The sequence below is a fragment of the Nitrosovibrio sp. Nv6 genome (assembly GCF_900110495.1).
Lineage (GTDB): Bacteria > Pseudomonadota > Gammaproteobacteria > Burkholderiales > Nitrosomonadaceae > Nitrosospira.
Genome location: NZ_FODX01000010.1, coordinates 47,056 through 64,219 on the forward strand (window position 1 = coordinate 47,056; position 17,164 = coordinate 64,219).

Annotated in this window: 14 protein-coding genes; 11 read left to right on the top strand and 3 right to left on the bottom strand. The window is 52.1% G+C overall.

All coding sequences use genetic code 11. The features are described 5' to 3' along the window. Positions 1 to 264: 264 nt before the first annotated feature. Complete coding sequence (locus BMX66_RS14695) at positions 265 to 714, bottom strand: VanZ family protein (RefSeq protein ID WP_090883531.1); 450 nt, start codon at positions 712 to 714, stop codon at positions 265 to 267. Positions 715 to 1,999: 1,285 nt separating this feature from the next. Between BMX66_RS14695 and pnp the strand changes: the two genes are divergently transcribed. From pnp to BMX66_RS14745, 9 genes are all read left to right on the top strand, one after another. After that, positions 2,000 to 4,102 (top strand): polyribonucleotide nucleotidyltransferase, encoded by a 2,103-nt coding sequence (gene pnp / locus BMX66_RS14705; protein WP_090883533.1) that lies wholly within the window; start codon positions 2,000 to 2,002, stop codon positions 4,100 to 4,102. Positions 4,103 to 4,116: 14 nt separating this feature from the next. Next, positions 4,117 to 4,581, top strand: a complete 465-nt coding sequence (locus BMX66_RS14710; protein ID WP_143058256.1) for a TraR/DksA family transcriptional regulator — start codon at positions 4,117 to 4,119, stop codon at positions 4,579 to 4,581. 329 nt (positions 4,582 to 4,910) lie between these two features. Next, on the top strand, positions 4,911 to 5,333 hold the full coding sequence (locus BMX66_RS14715; RefSeq protein WP_143058257.1) for a hypothetical protein: 423 nt from the start codon (positions 4,911 to 4,913) through the stop codon (positions 5,331 to 5,333). Between the two features lie 202 nt (positions 5,334 to 5,535). Beyond that, complete coding sequence (locus tag BMX66_RS15470; protein WP_143058258.1) at positions 5,536 to 5,793, top strand: hypothetical protein; 258 nt, start codon at positions 5,536 to 5,538, stop codon at positions 5,791 to 5,793. Between the two features lie 102 nt (positions 5,794 to 5,895). After that, on the top strand, positions 5,896 to 6,264 hold the full coding sequence (locus BMX66_RS14720; RefSeq protein WP_090883539.1) for a TraR/DksA family transcriptional regulator: 369 nt from the start codon (positions 5,896 to 5,898) through the stop codon (positions 6,262 to 6,264). Positions 6,265 to 6,335: 71 nt separating this feature from the next. Then, positions 6,336 to 7,931, top strand: a complete 1,596-nt coding sequence (gene groL, locus BMX66_RS14725; protein ID WP_090883541.1) for a chaperonin GroEL — start codon at positions 6,336 to 6,338, stop codon at positions 7,929 to 7,931. A gap of 7 nt (positions 7,932 to 7,938) precedes the next feature. Continuing rightward, on the top strand, positions 7,939 to 8,706 hold the full coding sequence (locus tag BMX66_RS14730) for an NAD(+)/NADH kinase (RefSeq protein ID WP_143058259.1): 768 nt from the start codon (positions 7,939 to 7,941) through the stop codon (positions 8,704 to 8,706). 207 nt (positions 8,707 to 8,913) lie between these two features. Next, a complete protein-coding gene (locus BMX66_RS14740; protein ID WP_090883547.1) occupies positions 8,914 to 10,527 on the top strand; it encodes a peptide chain release factor 3 in 1,614 nt (537 codons plus the stop codon). 142 nt (positions 10,528 to 10,669) lie between these two features. Further along, positions 10,670 to 11,320, top strand: coding sequence for a peroxiredoxin (locus tag BMX66_RS14745; RefSeq protein ID WP_090883566.1), 651 nt, complete (start codon positions 10,670 to 10,672; stop codon positions 11,318 to 11,320). Here the strand turns inward: BMX66_RS14745 and BMX66_RS14750 are convergent. Together BMX66_RS14750 and BMX66_RS14755 are read right to left on the bottom strand one after the other, a co-directional pair. Then, complete coding sequence (locus tag BMX66_RS14750) at positions 11,317 to 12,180, bottom strand: universal stress protein (RefSeq protein WP_090883549.1); 864 nt, start codon at positions 12,178 to 12,180, stop codon at positions 11,317 to 11,319. The genes BMX66_RS14745 and BMX66_RS14750 overlap by 4 nt on opposite strands. 11 nt (positions 12,181 to 12,191) lie before the next feature. Beyond that, on the bottom strand, positions 12,192 to 13,670 hold the full coding sequence (locus BMX66_RS14755; RefSeq protein ID WP_090883550.1) for a SulP family inorganic anion transporter: 1,479 nt from the start codon (positions 13,668 to 13,670) through the stop codon (positions 12,192 to 12,194). Between the two features lie 443 nt (positions 13,671 to 14,113). Here BMX66_RS14755 and BMX66_RS14760 point away from each other — a divergent pair, with 443 nt between their 5' ends. After that, positions 14,114 to 15,115 carry a tyrosine-type recombinase/integrase gene (locus BMX66_RS14760; RefSeq protein ID WP_255398986.1) on the top strand — a complete coding sequence of 334 codons (1,002 nt, stop codon included), beginning with the start codon at positions 14,114 to 14,116 and terminating at the stop codon, positions 15,113 to 15,115. A gap of 125 nt (positions 15,116 to 15,240) precedes the next feature. Then, complete coding sequence (locus tag BMX66_RS14765; protein WP_090883552.1) at positions 15,241 to 16,434, top strand: hypothetical protein; 1,194 nt, start codon at positions 15,241 to 15,243, stop codon at positions 16,432 to 16,434. The last annotated feature ends 730 nt before the right edge of the window (positions 16,435 to 17,164 follow it).

Sequence of the window (17,164 nt, forward strand, 5' to 3'; positions counted from 1 at the left end):
GCCTTCCCGCGGCCTCTCCCTCTACCACATGAGACAGTTCTCCGTACCGCCTGGAAGCTTTGCTACCCCATCTGCGTATAGCGACCCAATCGCCGAATAAGTCGCGAACAAGCTCAACCTCATACCAACGCTGCGCCGTTTCCCAGCGTGCACGTGCAACCATTCGTTCGCAAGTCTCTTTCGTTCTAAAAAGTATCGCGACTTATTCCCTTTCAGTTATGCGAGGCATTTTCTGAAATAGGCAAGCCAACTAAGTGGGCAAACTCAATTTGTGTGGGAATTTCCCTGACAGGTGCTTCTCATTAGTGCGAAACTCCCCCTGTGTTTGGGTGTGATACGCAACGAACGCGAGCTTTTCATTACCAAAAAAGCCGTACCGAAAATGCTCCCAATAACATCTGCAATGAAGTCGGACAATGCTGCCTCACGACCGGGGAGATACATCTGATGCCATTCGTCGAGCGCACCGACCAGCAAAGCGCCAAAAAAAGCGACAGCTAATTTGTGCCATCCCCGCAGATTGCTCGACAAACCTATTGTGCAAGCAAGCAAGGCAAAAACACCGGCATGGACCACTTTATCCCAAGGTTGGGATATCAAGCCGACAGCTATAGGTTGCCGCCCCCCGACAAACAGGGCGGCTACAATTCCGAGTATCGCCAAAATGGCGATAGCATTAAAATGACGATATGCTAGGCGCTGCAGGTACAACATGAGATCGAATTCCTGAGTGATATTCACTAGACCATCTGGTCAACAAGGGGTGACACAACGAAGTTGCGGTGTGGCTACCTTTAATAGCCGGTCTAATCGTACTTTATCCGCCTCGGCGTAATCCTCTGATCAACAAGCTATTTGGCCCTCTGATCACAGCTGAACAACGCGCTGTCGGCGTGGGCATGTTCGTTATAATGTTTGGTATCTAGGCTAGCTTACAGGCGACCTGGCACGACAAAACACCCTATAGTAACTGCAGCGGATAGGCTGAGGCTCAGCCAGAAACCAGCCAAAAAATTTGCTTTGAAAGAAGGCCTTCAATCTGAAGGCCCAGTGCCTTCAAGGTGAGCCAAATGAACGCGAGCAACGACATGAGCGGCAGAGATGCCACGAGTGCAGCAAATCCCGTGTGTCGCTTCGCGATTTCCGAGATGGCTACCATACGATAGCGGAGACAAAAACTTTGAGCGCGTAATAAAGCATAAGCTTATTTCTATCCTAGGCACAGCATAAGAACTAGAAAAGGAAAGGTGTATCCGTATATACCTTGCGCGTCGTTTTATCAATTGAAGATCTCAGTTGTTCCTATTTCGCCTTTTAGTCTGTCCTCGTTTTTTCCAACGATAAAAAAATCAACAAGACTCCAACCAACTACAGTGCCTACTTTCACCAGTGATGCATCCCACCCTGGAGACTGGCGTGGAAACGATGGTCGTTGGCACGCTGGCCTGGCTTTCAACATGAACCACGGTGCCAGGGAGCTGAGGCCGTAAGATGTTTACTTCCGCTGCTTTTGACGTGGATGCCGCGATGAAGAGCCGGTCATAAATCAAATCAGTGTCTATTGATAGGCTTTTAGGGGGATTAAATTATCCCTCACTAGGGCTAGCCCTACCGATAGATGGGATTCGGTCAAACAAAACGGATTACCGGATGCGGAGAAACAAAAGAGAGCTGCGCTATCATCACAACGAATGCAATGTATTGATGCAGCCGAATGAGAAATTTTTTGTTCTTCCCTGGATCGACTGTTATATAATAAATAAGCTTGTTGGTTCATTATTGTCAATCAACTAGTAATTAGGAACATTAGCAACAGAGCGCTCTCATTCATGAGCGCAGCATACCCCACGCTGAATCCTCTTCAGCGCCCGGGCTTGCTCCTGATGTGGCACGCGGGGCTTCCGCGAGAAATTGGCGCCCATCGTTCTCCCCATGTAGTAGCCGCCTGGCTTACGTTTCGGCGTGGGCCTCTCTTATTTCTTTCGGGAAAGCGGCACTCATGCATATTAAACATTCATTCTCCATCGGAAATCACACAGTCACCCTTGAGACCGGCGAGTTCGCGCGCCAGGCGACAGGCGCCGTCGTACTGGACATGGACGGTACCGTGGTTCTTGCCACCATTGTCGCGGCGAAGGACGCAAAGCCCGAGCAAGATTTTTTTCCGCTCACCGTCGATTACATCGAAAAGTCCTATGCGGCAGGACGCATTCCGGCAAATTTTTTCAGACGTGAAGGCGGCTTGTCTGAAAGAGAAATCCTGGTCTGTCGGCTGATCGATCGGCCGTTCCGGCCGCTCTTTCCTGACGGCTTCCTGAACGAGGTACAGATTGTCGTTCAGGTCCTTTCAGTGAATCCCGAGATTGACCCCGAGATACCGGCGATATGGGCTACTTCGGCTGCTCTTGCGGTTTCAGGGATTCCCTTCAACGGTCCGCTGGGCGCGGCGCGGATCGGTTATTTCGACGGCTGTTTCCAATTGAACCCGACCAATTCGGAGAGAAAGAAGAGTGTGCTCGATCTCGTTATCGCCGGAACGGCAGATGGAATTATCATGGTGGAATCGGGGTCGCAGGAGCTTGCGGACGAAATCCTATTGGATGCCATTGCGTTCGGGCATAGACACATGCAACTGGTCATCATGGCAATCCAGAAGCTTGCGGAGGAGGGCGGAAAGCCCCAGTGGACCTGGAAGCGCCAGCCTAAGGACCAAGGGTTGCACGACAAGCTGGAGGCGGCGGCGCGCCAGCAATTAGAGGAAGCGTACCGGATTACAAGCAAGCGCGAGCGTGCAACCCGGCTGGAAGTGATACGAGCCGATATTGTGCGTGAACAGACGCAAGGAGCTTCAGACCCTGCGGTTAAGGGCGCTGCTAACAGTCTGTTGTACGAGATTGAATCGGACATCGTGCGAGGCAGGGTTCTGAACGGAGAACCCCGGGTTGATGGCCGCGACACCCGGACCGTCCGGCCCATCTCTATCCGTTCCGGTCTGCTACCCAGGGCACACGGATCGGCGCTATTCACGCGCGGCGAAACGCAGGTTCTCGCGGTTGCCACGTTGGGAGCCAAAGAAGACGAGCAGGTGATCGATGCATTGCCCCGTCCTTACAGGGAGCGGTTCATGCTCCATTACAACATGCCCCCTTATGCCACAGGCGAGACGGGCCGCGTTGGAACACCGAAACGACGTGAGATCGGCCATGGGCGTTTAGCGAAAAGAGCACTGACGCCGCTATTACCTTCTGCCGAAGAGTTTCCCTACTCGATCCGCGTCGTATCCGAGGTGACGGAGTCAAATGGCTCGAGCTCCATGGCGTCAGTCTGCGGTGGTTGCCTGGCCCTCATGAATGCCGGCGTTCCCATACATAGGCACGTAGCGGGTATTGCCATGGGGCTGATCAAGGAGGGCGATCGTTTTGCCGTATTGACCGATATTTTGGGGGACGAGGATCACCTGGGTGACATGGATTTCAAGGTGGCCGGCACTGAAGAGGGCATTACCGCACTTCAGATGGACATCAAGATCCAGGGAGTAACAACAGAGATCATGCGAGTCGCCCTCATTCAGGCGCGAGAGGCAAGGCTGCACGTGCTGGCCGCAATGAAGGCTACAGTGGAAGCCTCGGCAAAAGAGCTGTCAGCGCATGCGCCACGCCTCCTTACCATGAAGATCCCGCGGGAGTACATACGGAATGTGGTGGGCAAAGGAGGGGCAATGATCCGCGAACTCATGGAGCAGACCGAGACAAACATAAATATTCAGGACGACGGCGTCATAACGATTTCCGCCACCGATCCCGCAAAGGCGGAAGAAGCGAAGCGCCGAATTGAAGCATTGACGATGGAGGTTGAGGTGGGTCGCGTGTACGAAGGCGTTGTGCTGAAGCTGCTGGATTTCGGCGCCATCGTGAGTATTTTGCCCGGGCGCGACGGTTTACTGCACGTATCTGAAATTGGAGATCAGCCCGTGGAGTCGGTCGCCGATGTCCTATCCCTAAGCCAGGTTGTACAGGTAAGGGTCCTCCAAACCGACGGCCGTGGCCGAATACGTTTGTCAATGAGATCAGCGCGTATGGCAACAGCCCCCGCTGCTGTTTAAAAGAGACGCGGAATATGCCGATTACGCAGGAAGTTGCGGCGGCGATTTCAACTCTCCTTTCAGGGGCCGCGTGGTTGGAATTGCCTGTAACTAAAACTAAACAAAACGGAGGAAGTATGTCAGAAATTCTCGAGATTGAAGAATTCAGGAACTTAGCTCAGGCTGCCTTGGCGCAGATTGAAGCTGCATTTGCGGATCATGATTCTACCAGCGCGATAATTGCCCTGGACCAGTCGCGCATGCGGCAATACACGAGAAACGGCTCACTTGAGCAGCAAACCATTGGGAGCGCTAAAGAGCGTCTTATATGGGAAAGGCGTCGGTTGCATGCTGCTTTGGAGCGGATGCGTCATGGGCAATTCGGAATCTGTTGTTATTGCGAAGACTCGATTCCGGTAGAGCGGCTGCGTGCGGATGTTGCCACGCCGTTTTGCTCACCTTGCCAATATGGAATCGATGCCCGCGCCACGATTATTTGACCGATGCATATACGCGCACATTAAAGCGCCAGGAGCTGACTACTTCCAGCAAGGGGATGCTTATGAATGCAAAGTCGTCGAGTTTAACGATGGATGGATAAATACCATTTGATAACCCTCGTTACAGTGAAGTCACCTCAGGAGAAACCGCTAGCGCGGATCGCCACAGTAACGACTTTTATGATGCTCATGACAAATCGCATGATCGGAAAGCTCGAAGAGAACTCTTTTTCAGGAAATAAGAGGAGGGGGCGGGAGATATGTTGAGTCAAAAAGAAGTGAGCAAAGTGGAGCCTATCCCCTTAAGTTCATCGGGCCAGGTGATACGCATGTCTGAGAACAACCGGATGCTGGCAGCCGATACACTTGAGGGCATTGAGATGTTGCGCAACATGTTAGAGGAGACAGTGGAACTTGTCGCCACAACCTCAATTCACGAGGCGCTTGAGATCCTGAAAGGCGACATAGACCTGGTGTTGTGCGGCGCCCATTTCGATGATTCGCAGATGCTCGGCCTGTTGAGGCGGGCGAGGATTGATATCGAGACTCGGGACAAACCTATCCTCTGTTATCGCAACCTCGGCAGCGAACTACCCAACACCACACTTCGAAGGCTCAGGTTCATGTGTACTGCTCTCGGTGCTGTTGGATTTGTGGATCTCTATTTACTGAAGCAGCAACTCGGAACAGCACAAGCCGAAATGCAGTTCAAAAGAACTGTATTTCAATATTTGAAACCCGGTAATCAATAGCTGCAACTCTTTTTGCATTTTGGGTGAAAACAATTCAAGGAGGTAACGCTATGTTGTTCATCAGGCGAGCTGCTTCATCCCCTTGGGGCAGGGGCAGCTCTGAAATAGTCGGGCATGGTCTTTCACTTTGAGGGGAAGCGTTCGGTACAGTGGCTTGCAGGCGATGCTACTCCCATGTTTATAAGTCCGCTTGGAGGGAATCATGGGTGAACTGCAATCAACTTCCTCTCATCGTCGCCTTAAAGAGCTTCTTGCAATTTCAGAAACGGAACGAACGGATGCCCAGTGGAATGAAATCAACGAACTTGAAATTTCGCTAACCTCTGTCAATCAAAAGCTCGTACCTGAGAAACGCGATCGGCAGAAAAAAGCTGTTTCTACCGGTCATTACCCAGGTCCACCAAGCGGGTGGAGCAAGAGCCAACCCAGGAAACATCACCAGAAATCTGGACGAAGATAGAGACTCATCATATCCACCCGCTGCTTGGCTGCCTTATGCTTGCCGAAGCTCTCCATCAATCTCAGTAAATCTCAAAAGCATTGATCCATTTGGAGAAGAGACATGTTGACGAATACGGAGATCGAGCGTTTCGGTTTCGATCTTGAAGAGCGCCTGCAATCGGTGATTAAAGCCATTGACGCAGGGAGCGAAGACCAGCAGAGCATTGCGCTTGACCAGTCCAAGGTAGGTCGATTGTCACGGATGGACGCTTTACAGCAGCATGCCATGTCACTCGGGTTTGTGGAGACGCTGATGCGGGAGAAGCGCAGGCTAGAAGCGGCGCTTGCCCGGATGGAGAGAAGTGATTTTGGAATCTGCTGCAAATGCGGAGATTATGTGCAGCGCGAACGTTTGGAGGTGGACCCAGCGGTACCTTTTTGCGGCGAGTGCCAGCATGCGCTCGAAGAAAAACGCCAGGATAGACGGTAAACAGGGCGCGACGTTGGCAAGGGGGAAAAAGAAGTTTTATTTTATGTATTCAGAGGACGAGGAGATGAGACATGAGCGCGAAAGACGTGATGTTCGGCAACCTGGTTCGCCATAGGATTCTTGCTGGCGCTGATCAATTGGCGGATACCGTCAAGGTTACCTTGGGTCCCAGGGGCCGTAATGTGGTATTGGAGCGCGCCTTCGGCCCCCCAATCGTAACCAAGGATGGCGTAACAGTGGCCAAGGAAATCGAACTAAAGAACAAATTTGAAAATATTGGCGCGCAGGTTCTGAAAGAGGCTGCGCTACGCACCGGCGAAGCGGCAGGCGACGGAACCACAACAGCGGTGGTGCTGGCTCAGGTTCTTATCCGGGAAGGCATGAAATTTGTAGTTGTCGGCATGAATCCGATGGACCTGAAGCGGGGCATCGATCAGGCCGTCGCGGCCGTGGTTGAGGCGCTGAAGGGACTATCCAAGACTTGCACCACTTTCGATGAGATTGTCCAGATCGGGACCGTCTCAGCCAACGCTGACGAGAACATTGGCAATATCATCGCCGAGGCCATGGAGAAAGTGGGCAAGAAGGGAGTGATCACGGTCGAAGATGGCAGGTCACTCCAGAACGAGCTGAGATTCATGGAGGGCATGGAGTTCGAACGCGGCTATCTCTCCCCATACTTCATCACCGATCATGTAAAGCAGACCGCTGTCCTGGAAAACCCTTATATCCTGTTTTTCGAGCAGAAGATTGCCAACCTCCCTGACTTGCTGCCCGTACTCGAGCAGGTCGACCAAACCAGCCGTCCGCTGTTGATTGTCGCAGAAGATGTGGAGGGCGACGCGCTGGCTGCCCTGGTAGTGAATAACATCCGCGGCGTTCTGAAGACGTGCGCCATCAAGGCTCCAGGCTTCGGCGATCATCGCAAGGCGATGCTGGAGGATGCCGCCATCCTTACCGGTGCTAAGGTAATCGCCCCCGAAGCCGGCCTCACGCTGGAGAAGGTCACCCTGCAGGAACTAGGTCAGGCAGGCCGTATCGAAATAGGAAAGGAAAACACGATCATCATCGGCGGCGCGAGCGATACCGCAAGAATCGAAGCCCGTGTCAAAGAGATCAGCACCCAGATCAAAGAAGCGGCTGGAGACTATGACCGCGAAAAGCTGCGAGAACGGTTGGCGAAGCTGGCTGGCGGTGTGGCGGTGATCAGGATTGGGGCCGCTACGGAAATCGAGATGAAGGAGAAGAAGGCGCGGGTCGATGATGCCCTGCACGCGACACGAGCAGCCGTAGAGGAAGGCGTCGTCCCTGGCGGAGGGGTCGCCCTGTTGCGTGCCCGAGCGATAATTGCCCATCTGAAAGGCGATAACCCCGATCAGGACGCTGGCATCAAGATCGTGCTGCGCGCACTGGAGCAACCGTTGCGTGAAATCGTGGCAAACGCAGGCGGCCTCCCCAGCGTGGTGGTGAACAAAGTTGTCGAAGGCAGCGGCAACTTCGGCTATAACGCAGCGAGCGGCGAATACGGCGATATGCTGTTAATGGGCGTGCTGGATCCGGTCCGGGTTACGCGGATCGCGCTACAAAACGCCGCGTCCCTTGCCGGCCTCATGCTTACTACCGAAGCCATTGTGGCCGGGTTGCCGGATGAAATAAGTGGAGAGTAAAAGAATCGTGAAGCGCTATTTTCTGTTGGATCACAGCGGAGACCCTCGCTTTACCGCTGTTCTCGGTAATGCGCTTGCCTTGAGTCCCAATGTCGATGAAGCAGATGCAATTCTGGTGGCAGGTGGAGATGGCTCCATGGTGCGTGCGATTCAGCGGTATCAAGACCTGCACAAGCCATTTATAGGACTGCACGCGGGATACCGCGGCTTCTTGATGAATAATGCGGAACCGCTATCCGAGATTTATCAGCATCTGAACGAGGTGCAGTATGAAACCATGTGGATGCTAATGGCAGAGGGAGAGACATCGGAATGCAAAATTGTGGTTTACGGTTTTAATGATGTCTGGGTTGAGCGGGGGACAAGCCAAACCTTGCGGATGCAAGTCTCCGTCAATGGAATCCAGCAATCTGCTCTACTTGTCGGTGACGGCCTCCTGTTCAGTACGCCGCAAGGCTCGACTGGATACAACCTGGCTCTGCATGGCAAAGCCATTCCCTTAGGTATGTCCGTGCTTCAGGTCACACCCATGGCTTGTGTCGTCGAGAAGACGGCGCTAGGTTCCATTATTTTTCCAGACACTGCTGTCGTCGATGTGGTGTTTCTCCAGATCGAGAAGCGGCCGGGCTTGTTATTCCACGACGGTCTTCAATCGTCGATCGCCCCCCTGCGGCATCTCAGTGTGCGTAAGAGTGATTGCCAGGTGCAGCTCGGATTCATCAAGGAATACTCGATTCACAACAAAGTTCTCGCGTGGCAATTTCAGTCATCGTGAAAATGAGTCACGCTACAGTCGAAGAAATGGTGCGGCAGAAGGCTGCATGGACCCTAACGGCAGTCAGTGAAATATATGTGAACCCCATCGCGTCTGATGGAAGAGAAAAATCTGATGGGGGTATCCAAGTAGGTGCGAAGCTAAACAGGCTGTCAACGAGATTTGGCGATTACGTCCGCCGGATGTCGCCTAAGCGAGATACAACATATGTCGATTGAACAAGAGGTTGCGCGGCGCCGTACGTTTGCAATTATTTCGCATCCCGATGCGGGCAAGACTACGCTGACTGAGAAACTACTGCTTTTTTCTGGCGCAATTCATATTGCAGGCAGCGTGAAGTCTCGTAAATCTTCCCGTCATGCAACGTCTGACTGGATGGAGATCGAGAAGCAGAGGGGGATTTCGGTAGCAAGCTCTGTCATGCAAATGGAGTATCGGGACTGCGTTATCAATCTCCTTGACACACCAGGCCATCAGGATTTTTCGGAAGATACTTATCGGGTGCTGACAGCAGTGGATGCGGCGCTCATGGTGATCGACGGAGCAAACGGCGTCGAATCGCAGACACTACGACTCATTGAAGTATGCCGGACCCGCAGCATTCCCATTATCACCTTTATCAACAAGCTCGACCGCGAAGTCCGCGAGCCGCTGGATCTGCTCGACGAGATCGAGCGGGTGCTGAAGATACCTGCTGTTCCATTTACCTGGCCAGTGGGGATGGGTAAGCGTTTTGCTGGAGTGTTCGATATCCGTGCGGGCCGCATGCGCGTTTTTACCGCGGGCGAGGACCGTGCGGGTGTTGATGATGAAATACTGGACGGCATCCACAATCCGCTATCAACCCAAAGATTCGGCGAGGTTTTTGAACAGGCTCAAAAAGAGATTGAACTCGTGCAAGGTGCCTCCAGCGGATTTGAGCGGGAAGTATTCCTGGCAGGACTGCAAACACCGGTTTTTTTTGGCTCGGCGATCAACAACTTTGGTGTGCGTGAAGTTCTGGATGCGTTGATCGATCTTGCCCCGCCTCCAGGCCCGAAGCTGGCGTTGCAACGCCTTGTGCAACCAACTGAAGAGAGGTTTTCAGGCGTCGTGTTCAAGATCCAGGCGAATATGGATCCTGCACACCGTGATCGCGTCGCATTTATTCGAGTTTGCTCGGGTCATTTCATGCGCGGGATGGAGCTAAAAATCTCCCGCAATGGAAAAGAACTACGAACAACGAGGGTAGTTTCCTTTTTATCACAGCGACGTGACCTGCTGGATGAGGCATATGCCGGTGATGTGATTGGCTTGCCCAATCACGGGGTGCTGCAACTCGGCGATACACTGACTGAGGGAGAGGTTCTGCAATTCACCGGATTACCGTTTTTCGCGCCTGAACTCTTTTTTGCCATCGAAGTAGCAGACCCAATGCGCAACAAGCAGTTGCGAACCGGTCTGAAACAACTCGGCGAAGAGGGCGCGATACAGGTTTTCCGGCCACTTGCGGGCGGTACTCTCTTGCTTGGTGCAATAGGTACGCTTCAGTTCGAGGTTGTGGCACATCGCTTACGATACGAGTACCGGGCCGAAGTCCGACTTGTTCCGTGCAAATATCGCCTCGCAAGATGGATTAGTGCTGACGATTCTGATGAACTTGACCGCTTCATTACAGCCAACGCTCACCGAGTTGCATACGACGTAGTAGATGCACCGACTGTCCTTGTTGCGTATGAGGCCGAGCTTGCGGCTATCCAGGAGAACTGGCCACGCATCCATTTTCACGCCTTGCGCGAGCATAGTGGATTGGTTTTCAAATCTCGTGCTATTGAGGCTTGAGCAAAAGCTGCGCCAGTAAGCATTGCCCGAACCACAAAAGGGAAGCATCTATCGCTGACCATCCGAGAATTTCACGGGTGTCACAATCGAGCAAGTCCAAGGGGATATCGCCAATCAGTGCAATATGGAGACGGCTTTCAACATGGCTAATGCATCGCGCATTGGAGGCAGTGTCGCCAGGGGTGATCCACGTGCTGAGGGTCCGGGTCTGGAAGAGCTGAGCAAATCGCTCGCGCCCGTCAACGATGGAGCTTGTGACCACCTATCGGGACTGCAGCTCCCGTCAATAACTCTGTTATCGACGGCAGGCCGTGCTGTCGATCTCGCAGGAATTTCCGGCTGGCTCGTAATCTATTGCTATCCTATGACAAGGCGGCCAGGGCAAACCCTGCCTGAGGGGTGGGAGCAGATCCTTGGAGCAGCAGGTTGCACGCCGCAGTCCTGCTCATTCCGTGATCACTTTTATGAATTGCAAACGCTCAATACTCAATTATTTGGAATTAGCACCCAAACCAATGAAGATCAGTTGGAGGTGGTGGAGCGCCTTCATCTTCCATTCGAGCTGCTGAGTGACACGTCATTCAAGTTTGCGCAGGGGCTGCGCTTGCCCATGGCTGAGGTGCATGGTATGCGCCTTATTAAGCGTGTCACGCTTATCGCCCGAGATGGGCAGGTTGTAAAATACTTCTATCCGGTCTCCCAGCCAGACAAAAACATCGATGATGTGCTGTCCTGGTTACGTAAAGGAAGCCACACCGCTTTAGCGTGCATATCCGACGTAAAGCGGAACTAACGCAGGAGCAGGGTGGGAATTTTCGACGATCGCAATAGATCGGAAGTCTTGCTTCCAAAAAAAAGGCTGCGCAGTGGTGAATGGGCATAGGCTCCCATAATCAGCAGATCAATCTCCTGGTTGCTTACGGCCTTGGCGATAACCGACTCCGCGTCCCCTGGAATTAGCGAAGCTGATGCCTCAAAACCAGCTGCTTCCAGCGTCGTCTGAGCCCACTTGAGTTGTTTGGCCGCATCCGGTCTTTCCCTGCCAGACATTAGAAGATGGCAGGGGATGCCGCGAAATAGAGGACTGGCGGCCACCATCTTGACACCGTTACGGGTCATTATCCCGCCATCGAAAGCGATCATTATCCGCCGTGGTTCCTTGAAGCCCTCGGTCACGGTGAGAATCGGTCGGTGCAGGGCACGCACCACGCGCTCAACATTACGCCCCAAGTCGCGCTGGGTGGCTCCAGCCGATTCGCCGCGCCTGCCCAGGACGAACAAAAGCACCTCATCTTCCTGTTCCACCAAGGTCTCTTCCAACGCGCCGTGACGCTGGCGCACATCGGGGGCCGTTATGCCTGCAGCGATAGCACGCCCACGCAGGCGGTTAAGGAAAACTCGGCCTTGCTCCCGAGCTGCCTTGGTGCGGGAGGCGTCCTTTTCGGATAACTCGGTCAGGAGTATTTCCTGCGAATCAAAGCCGATGGTGCCGCTATGATCCTCGCCGGACCCGACTTCCGGGTGACGATCGATGATATGCAAGAATTCCAGGGGGACGCCCATGCGGTGGGCGGTCCAGGCAGCATAATCCGCCACATAATCCGCGAAATGCGATTGATCGACGCACGCTATTATTTTTTTAGCCGTTTTCATGGCGCTAGCTCTCAGTGGCTACCCATCAATTGTTCGACTGCATCTGGTTTGTCATGTACCGCGAAACGGTCCACCATCGTGGCACTCGCCTCGTTGAGGCCGATTACCTCCACTTCAGTGCCTTCGCGACGGAACTTTACAATCACCTTGTCCAGCGCGCTCACGGCAGTAATGTCCCAAAAATGGGCACGACTAACATTGATTTGAACCTTCTCGATCACTTCCTTGAAATCGAATGAGGCGATGAACCGATCTGCGGAAGCAAAAAATATTTGCCCAACCACGGAGTATGCCCGCACTCGTCCTTCGTCAGCAGACTTCGATCCGACATGCAGCACCATGCCCACCTTGTGGGCGAAGAAGAAGCCCGACAGCAGCACGCCAACCAGCACGCCCTGCGCCAGATCGTGAGTAACCACCACTACGGCGACAGTTGCCATCATCACTATGTTGGAACTTTTGGGGTGCTCCCGCAAGTCTCGGATCGAGACCCAGTTGAAGGTGCCGATCGAGACCATGATCATTACAGCCACCAGTGCCGCCATCGGGATTAGCGCCACCCAGTCACCAATAAATACCACCATAAGCAGTAGAAACAAGCCGGCGGCGAGGGTGGACAACCGTCCCCGTCCGCCCGACTTTATATTGATTACGGACTGACCTATCATAGCGCACCCCGCCATGCCACCGAGAAGGCCGCTAGCGATATTGGCTGCGCCCTGCCCGATACATTCCCGATTCTTGTTACTTGGAGAATCAGTCAGATCATCGATAATAGAAGCAGTCATCATGGATTCGAGCAGGCCCACCATCGCCAGCGTTGCCGAGACCGGCAGGATGATCCTCAGGGTTTCCAGGTTCCAGGGAATATCCGGAATCAGGAATACTGGCAGGCTGTCGGGCAGCCGTCCCATGTCACCCACCGTACGGATATCAAGACCAAAGGTGATGGCAATGGCCGTCAGTACCACGATGGCCACCAGCGGCGAGGGCACGGTCTTCGTAATATAGGGGAACAAATAGATAATTGCCAACCCCCCGGCGACCATTGCATAGACTGTCCAACTCACCCCGGTCAATTCCGGCAATTGGGCCATAAAGATGAGGATTGCCAACGCGTTAACGAAACCAGTGATGACCGAGCGCGACACAAAACGCATCAAAGTACCGAGCTTCAGCCAGCCTGCGATGATCTGCAGCACACCGGTGAGTACGGTTGTGGCCAGCAAGTATTGCAGGCCGTGCTCCTTAACCAGCATGACCATCAGGAGCGCCATCGCGCCCGTCGCGGCAGAGATCATGCCCGATCTGCCTCCGGCAAAAGCCATGACCGTGGCGATGCAGAAGGATGCGTATAGTCCGACCTTGGGATCGACCCCAGCTATAACTGAAAATGCGATCGCTTCAGGGATTAGCGCCAGCGCGACCACCAGGCCCGCGAGCAGATCGTTGCGGACGTTGGAGGTCCAGTCTTGGTATAGCGATTTCATTGTAATGTTTATCAGTCGTTATTCCGTATTTGTACGGGCTATGGGAGAAATAGGTGAAAGCGGATAACCCCCATCTTGCCAAAAACAGAGGAGGAAATCTGGAAATTCGAGGAGGACGAAACGCGAGCGAGCGGTGTGGCCTATCGCAAGGCGGGGGTGCTACGGGATTGAAGGGGTAAAGACGTTACACGGGCAAGATTCCGCTAAGCGGCACGAGAGACTTTCGAAGACACAATTATACGCGAGTTGCCGCGATACAGCGAGAAAGGTTGCGTTGCGCTTGAATGCCGAATCTCGGAAGCAGATTGTCAATTCTTCATTTTTTTTTGGAATTGCGGACGGTACTTGTGGGCAAGTTGGAAACCGCTTGTTCCAAATTTGAGGAAGCGTTTTGCTTTGGATTTACAGTTGATAACATATTTTATCAACTGTAAACTAAGCTCATGAATTCGCTCCTCCCCAAACCTCAAAACTCGGGTATTTCCGAACTGGCGACCACCGCAGAAGTTCCAATGCTGACTTCCGCCCAATATCGCCAATTGAGCGATGTGCCGCACGCAATCGAATGGTTCGCTAACATCGACAATCCACAAACGCGGCGCGCCTATGAAAACGACTTGCGCGGCTTCATGCAGTTTGTCGGCATCCATCAACCGGAGGATTTTCGCACCGTCACCCGATCCCACGTTTTGGCCTGGCGCAAAACACTGGAAGTGCGGCAGCTCGGCGGCAGCACCATCCGCAGGAAGCTGGCCGCGCTGGCTTCCCTGTTCGAGCATTTATGTGAATCCAATGCGGTGACCCACAATCCGGTCAAGGGCGTGAAGCGCCCGGTAGTGGAATCGCAACAGGGAAAAACTCCCGCATTGGGAGATGCCCAGGCGCGCGCCTTGTTGAGCACGCCGGACGCGAGTACGCTCAAAGGCAAGCGCGACCGCGCGATTCTCTCGGTCTTGCTCTATCATGGTTTGCGCCGGGAAGAACTTACCAGGCTCAAAGTGAGAGACTACTGCCAACCCCGCCGGGGAGTGGCCCATTTGCAGGTACAAGGCAAAGGCGGCAAGATGCGCTTTGTGCCCACCCATCCAGGCACATTGACCCTGATAGAAGAGTATCTGGAAGCCGCGGGACACGGACAGGATCTGGATGCGCCGCTCTTTCGTCCCGTTAAAAACAATGTGCATGGCCATACCTGTACCGCGATGACCCCGGGCAATGTTTACGAACAGGTTGTGCTGAAATATTTAAAGAAGCTGGGGTTATCGGGCAGGAACATGGGGCCGCACGTGATGCGGGCCACGGCTGCGACTAATGCGCTGGATAACGGGGCGGATATCGCCAAGGTGCAGGAGTGGCTGGGACATGCCAATATTGCCACCACCCGGATCTATGACCACCGCAAGACACGGCCGGAGGATAGCCCGACATTTAAGGTGAGCTATTAGAGTTGGCGATGCCGCACAACGGCGAGCCAATTGATCCTGACGTCATCTCTTAAATTGCACCTCAAGCTTTCCCCAGAGGCACAAAAAGACTTCATAGACATCATTAAGCTCACTAGGAAATAATTGTGTTCGAATTAGAAAGAAATTCGCTTTTCTTCGAGAACATGGCCTCAGAAAGTCCTATAACAGTACAGAATATTGAAATTGTCCACGAAAATAACAAGTTTCTCGATATTTCATACCACAATCCCAAGCTGTTTATCCTGAATCTTAACAACCTCCTAAGAGCCTTGTTATTTTTTATTGAAGGCTCAATAAAAAACACCCCAGCTTGGCTACGTAACTGTGTAAAAGAATACAGATCCGAGCATTTTCATGACTACGAGATCCTTAAAAAACTCAGGGACGTAAGTGCTCATCAAAGCCTCATTTTCCCAAAAGAATCCTTCACTACTGGTCTTTATAGAATTCGTTCCGCGCAAGAGTATGTATTAAAGATTGGAATGGGAGATAGAAACTCACCGCAAGAATATTCTTGGGATCTCGCCATGAAAAATACGGATGAGATTTTTCATGATCTATTGGTCTTTCACAGTTTCACCTTTATGGACCTTAAGCATTCAGCATTAAATGAATGTCTTGGAATAACCAGAAAATGGTTTGTTAGGGTGAAATTTAAGAATAAAAATCAACAATATGACAAAACAGTCGATATCTATACATTGATATGTGATTTTTCCAGCAAGTTGCTAGATTCTGTATGTCAGTCTTTTGCTGCTGAAAAAAGAATTGCTTTTAAATCTCCATTTCATTACGAACTAGAAGAGTTCAATTGTATAAATACTCTACTTGAGCTAGATCTTTATCCCTCATTATTCTGCGAATGGTGGGAAGATGAAATAAGGCCCTTGAATTACGGTATTCGCGTACAGAAGAGCTGGGGAGAAAGGATAAGCCGATTCGATGAGCTACACCGAGAAAGCTTTAATGAGCTTTGCAAATCCCCAGAAGAATATCTGGCTGCCTTAACCAAGTACGATACCTTATCAGTAGACGAGCTTTTAAGTGAGGATAACTTTTCTGACTTTTATTCCTTTGTTTATTTAAATCATTGGCATTTCAAAAGATCTTTCAAAGTGAACCTGATGAATACTCCAATTGAGCCTCATGAAATAATGAGGTTGCAACGATTGGGCAAGGTTTTCATCGGAGAATGGATGAAGGAAAAGCAATGCACTATCACTTCAACTGGTCAGGCCTTTAAGGATCAAGTTGGAATAATGTTACAAAAAATTAATGCCGCGAAAACTAACGGCTAAAGCGAGGCTCTGGGCTGCTGCCGGTTTTGCAGATGCACAGCTAACCTAATTGGCCTAGTTACCACATAGCTGACTTCGCAATGTCAGCGAGGTCCAGGAGTGGTTGGGGGCATGCCAATATTGCAACAACAAGAATATATGATCACCGTAAGACACGACCCGAGGATAGTCCGACGTTCAAGGTGAGTTACTAGCTAGACATCTAATTCAAAAGAAGCTTTCGGGATTAAACGAAGGGAGAAAGTTTTCACGAATATGGCGCCAACTTCAGCCGTATATCGCAGTCGAGAGAGATCTGACTCAGCTGTTGAGTTGGCGGAATCATACGACTCTTGCCCTTTGGAGAGAAACAATTTTTTCCGGTTCGATAGAATGAAGAACCCCCGAAAGCAGCACTCTTCGAGAGGATTACTCTACGCTGCTTACCCCACGCGGGATTCTCCACGACCGCGAGCGTGTATGTATGAAAGCCTGCTTGACCATTATAGATAATCATAACGTCACCAGCGGCAAGAGGCTTGTTTTCTATGTAGCTTCGAACGCCCTCCTCTGTCCATCCAAACAATGGATAGCCTTCTGGCGCTTCGATACCAATTTCCCTTGATATTAGTTTCCTGAAATTTATCCCCGCTGTCATGAATGATAACGTCCTTTATCATTCATGTTCCTAACCTTTACATCCCACGTGTCAGGCTAATAACCTTACGACAGAAACCTTTCAGCTCATCAC

Excerpts from the sequence above, each read along its gene's own strand:
- BMX66_RS14745 (WP_090883566.1), top strand. The coding sequence starts at position 10,670 with ATGGCTAATGCATCGCGCATTGGAGGCAGTGTCGCCAGGGGTGATCCA.
- BMX66_RS14755 (WP_090883550.1), bottom strand. The coding sequence starts at position 13,670 with ATGAAATCGCTATACCAAGACTGGACCTCCAACGTCCGCAACGATCTG.
- BMX66_RS14710 (WP_143058256.1), top strand. The coding sequence starts at position 4,117 with ATGCCGATTACGCAGGAAGTTGCGGCGGCGATTTCAACTCTCCTTTCA.
- BMX66_RS14695 (WP_090883531.1), bottom strand. The coding sequence starts at position 714 with ATGTTGTACCTGCAGCGCCTAGCATATCGTCATTTTAATGCTATCGCC.
- BMX66_RS14760 (WP_255398986.1), top strand. The coding sequence starts at position 14,114 with ATGAATTCGCTCCTCCCCAAACCTCAAAACTCGGGTATTTCCGAACTG.
- BMX66_RS14750 (WP_090883549.1), bottom strand. The coding sequence starts at position 12,180 with ATGAAAACGGCTAAAAAAATAATAGCGTGCGTCGATCAATCGCATTTC.
- BMX66_RS14720 (WP_090883539.1), top strand. The coding sequence starts at position 5,896 with ATGTTGACGAATACGGAGATCGAGCGTTTCGGTTTCGATCTTGAAGAG.
- pnp (WP_090883533.1), top strand. The coding sequence starts at position 2,000 with ATGCATATTAAACATTCATTCTCCATCGGAAATCACACAGTCACCCTT.
- groL (WP_090883541.1), top strand. The coding sequence starts at position 6,336 with ATGAGCGCGAAAGACGTGATGTTCGGCAACCTGGTTCGCCATAGGATT.
- BMX66_RS14740 (WP_090883547.1), top strand. The coding sequence starts at position 8,914 with ATGTCGATTGAACAAGAGGTTGCGCGGCGCCGTACGTTTGCAATTATT.
- BMX66_RS15470 (WP_143058258.1), top strand. The coding sequence starts at position 5,536 with ATGGGTGAACTGCAATCAACTTCCTCTCATCGTCGCCTTAAAGAGCTT.
- BMX66_RS14715 (WP_143058257.1), top strand. The coding sequence starts at position 4,911 with ATGTCTGAGAACAACCGGATGCTGGCAGCCGATACACTTGAGGGCATT.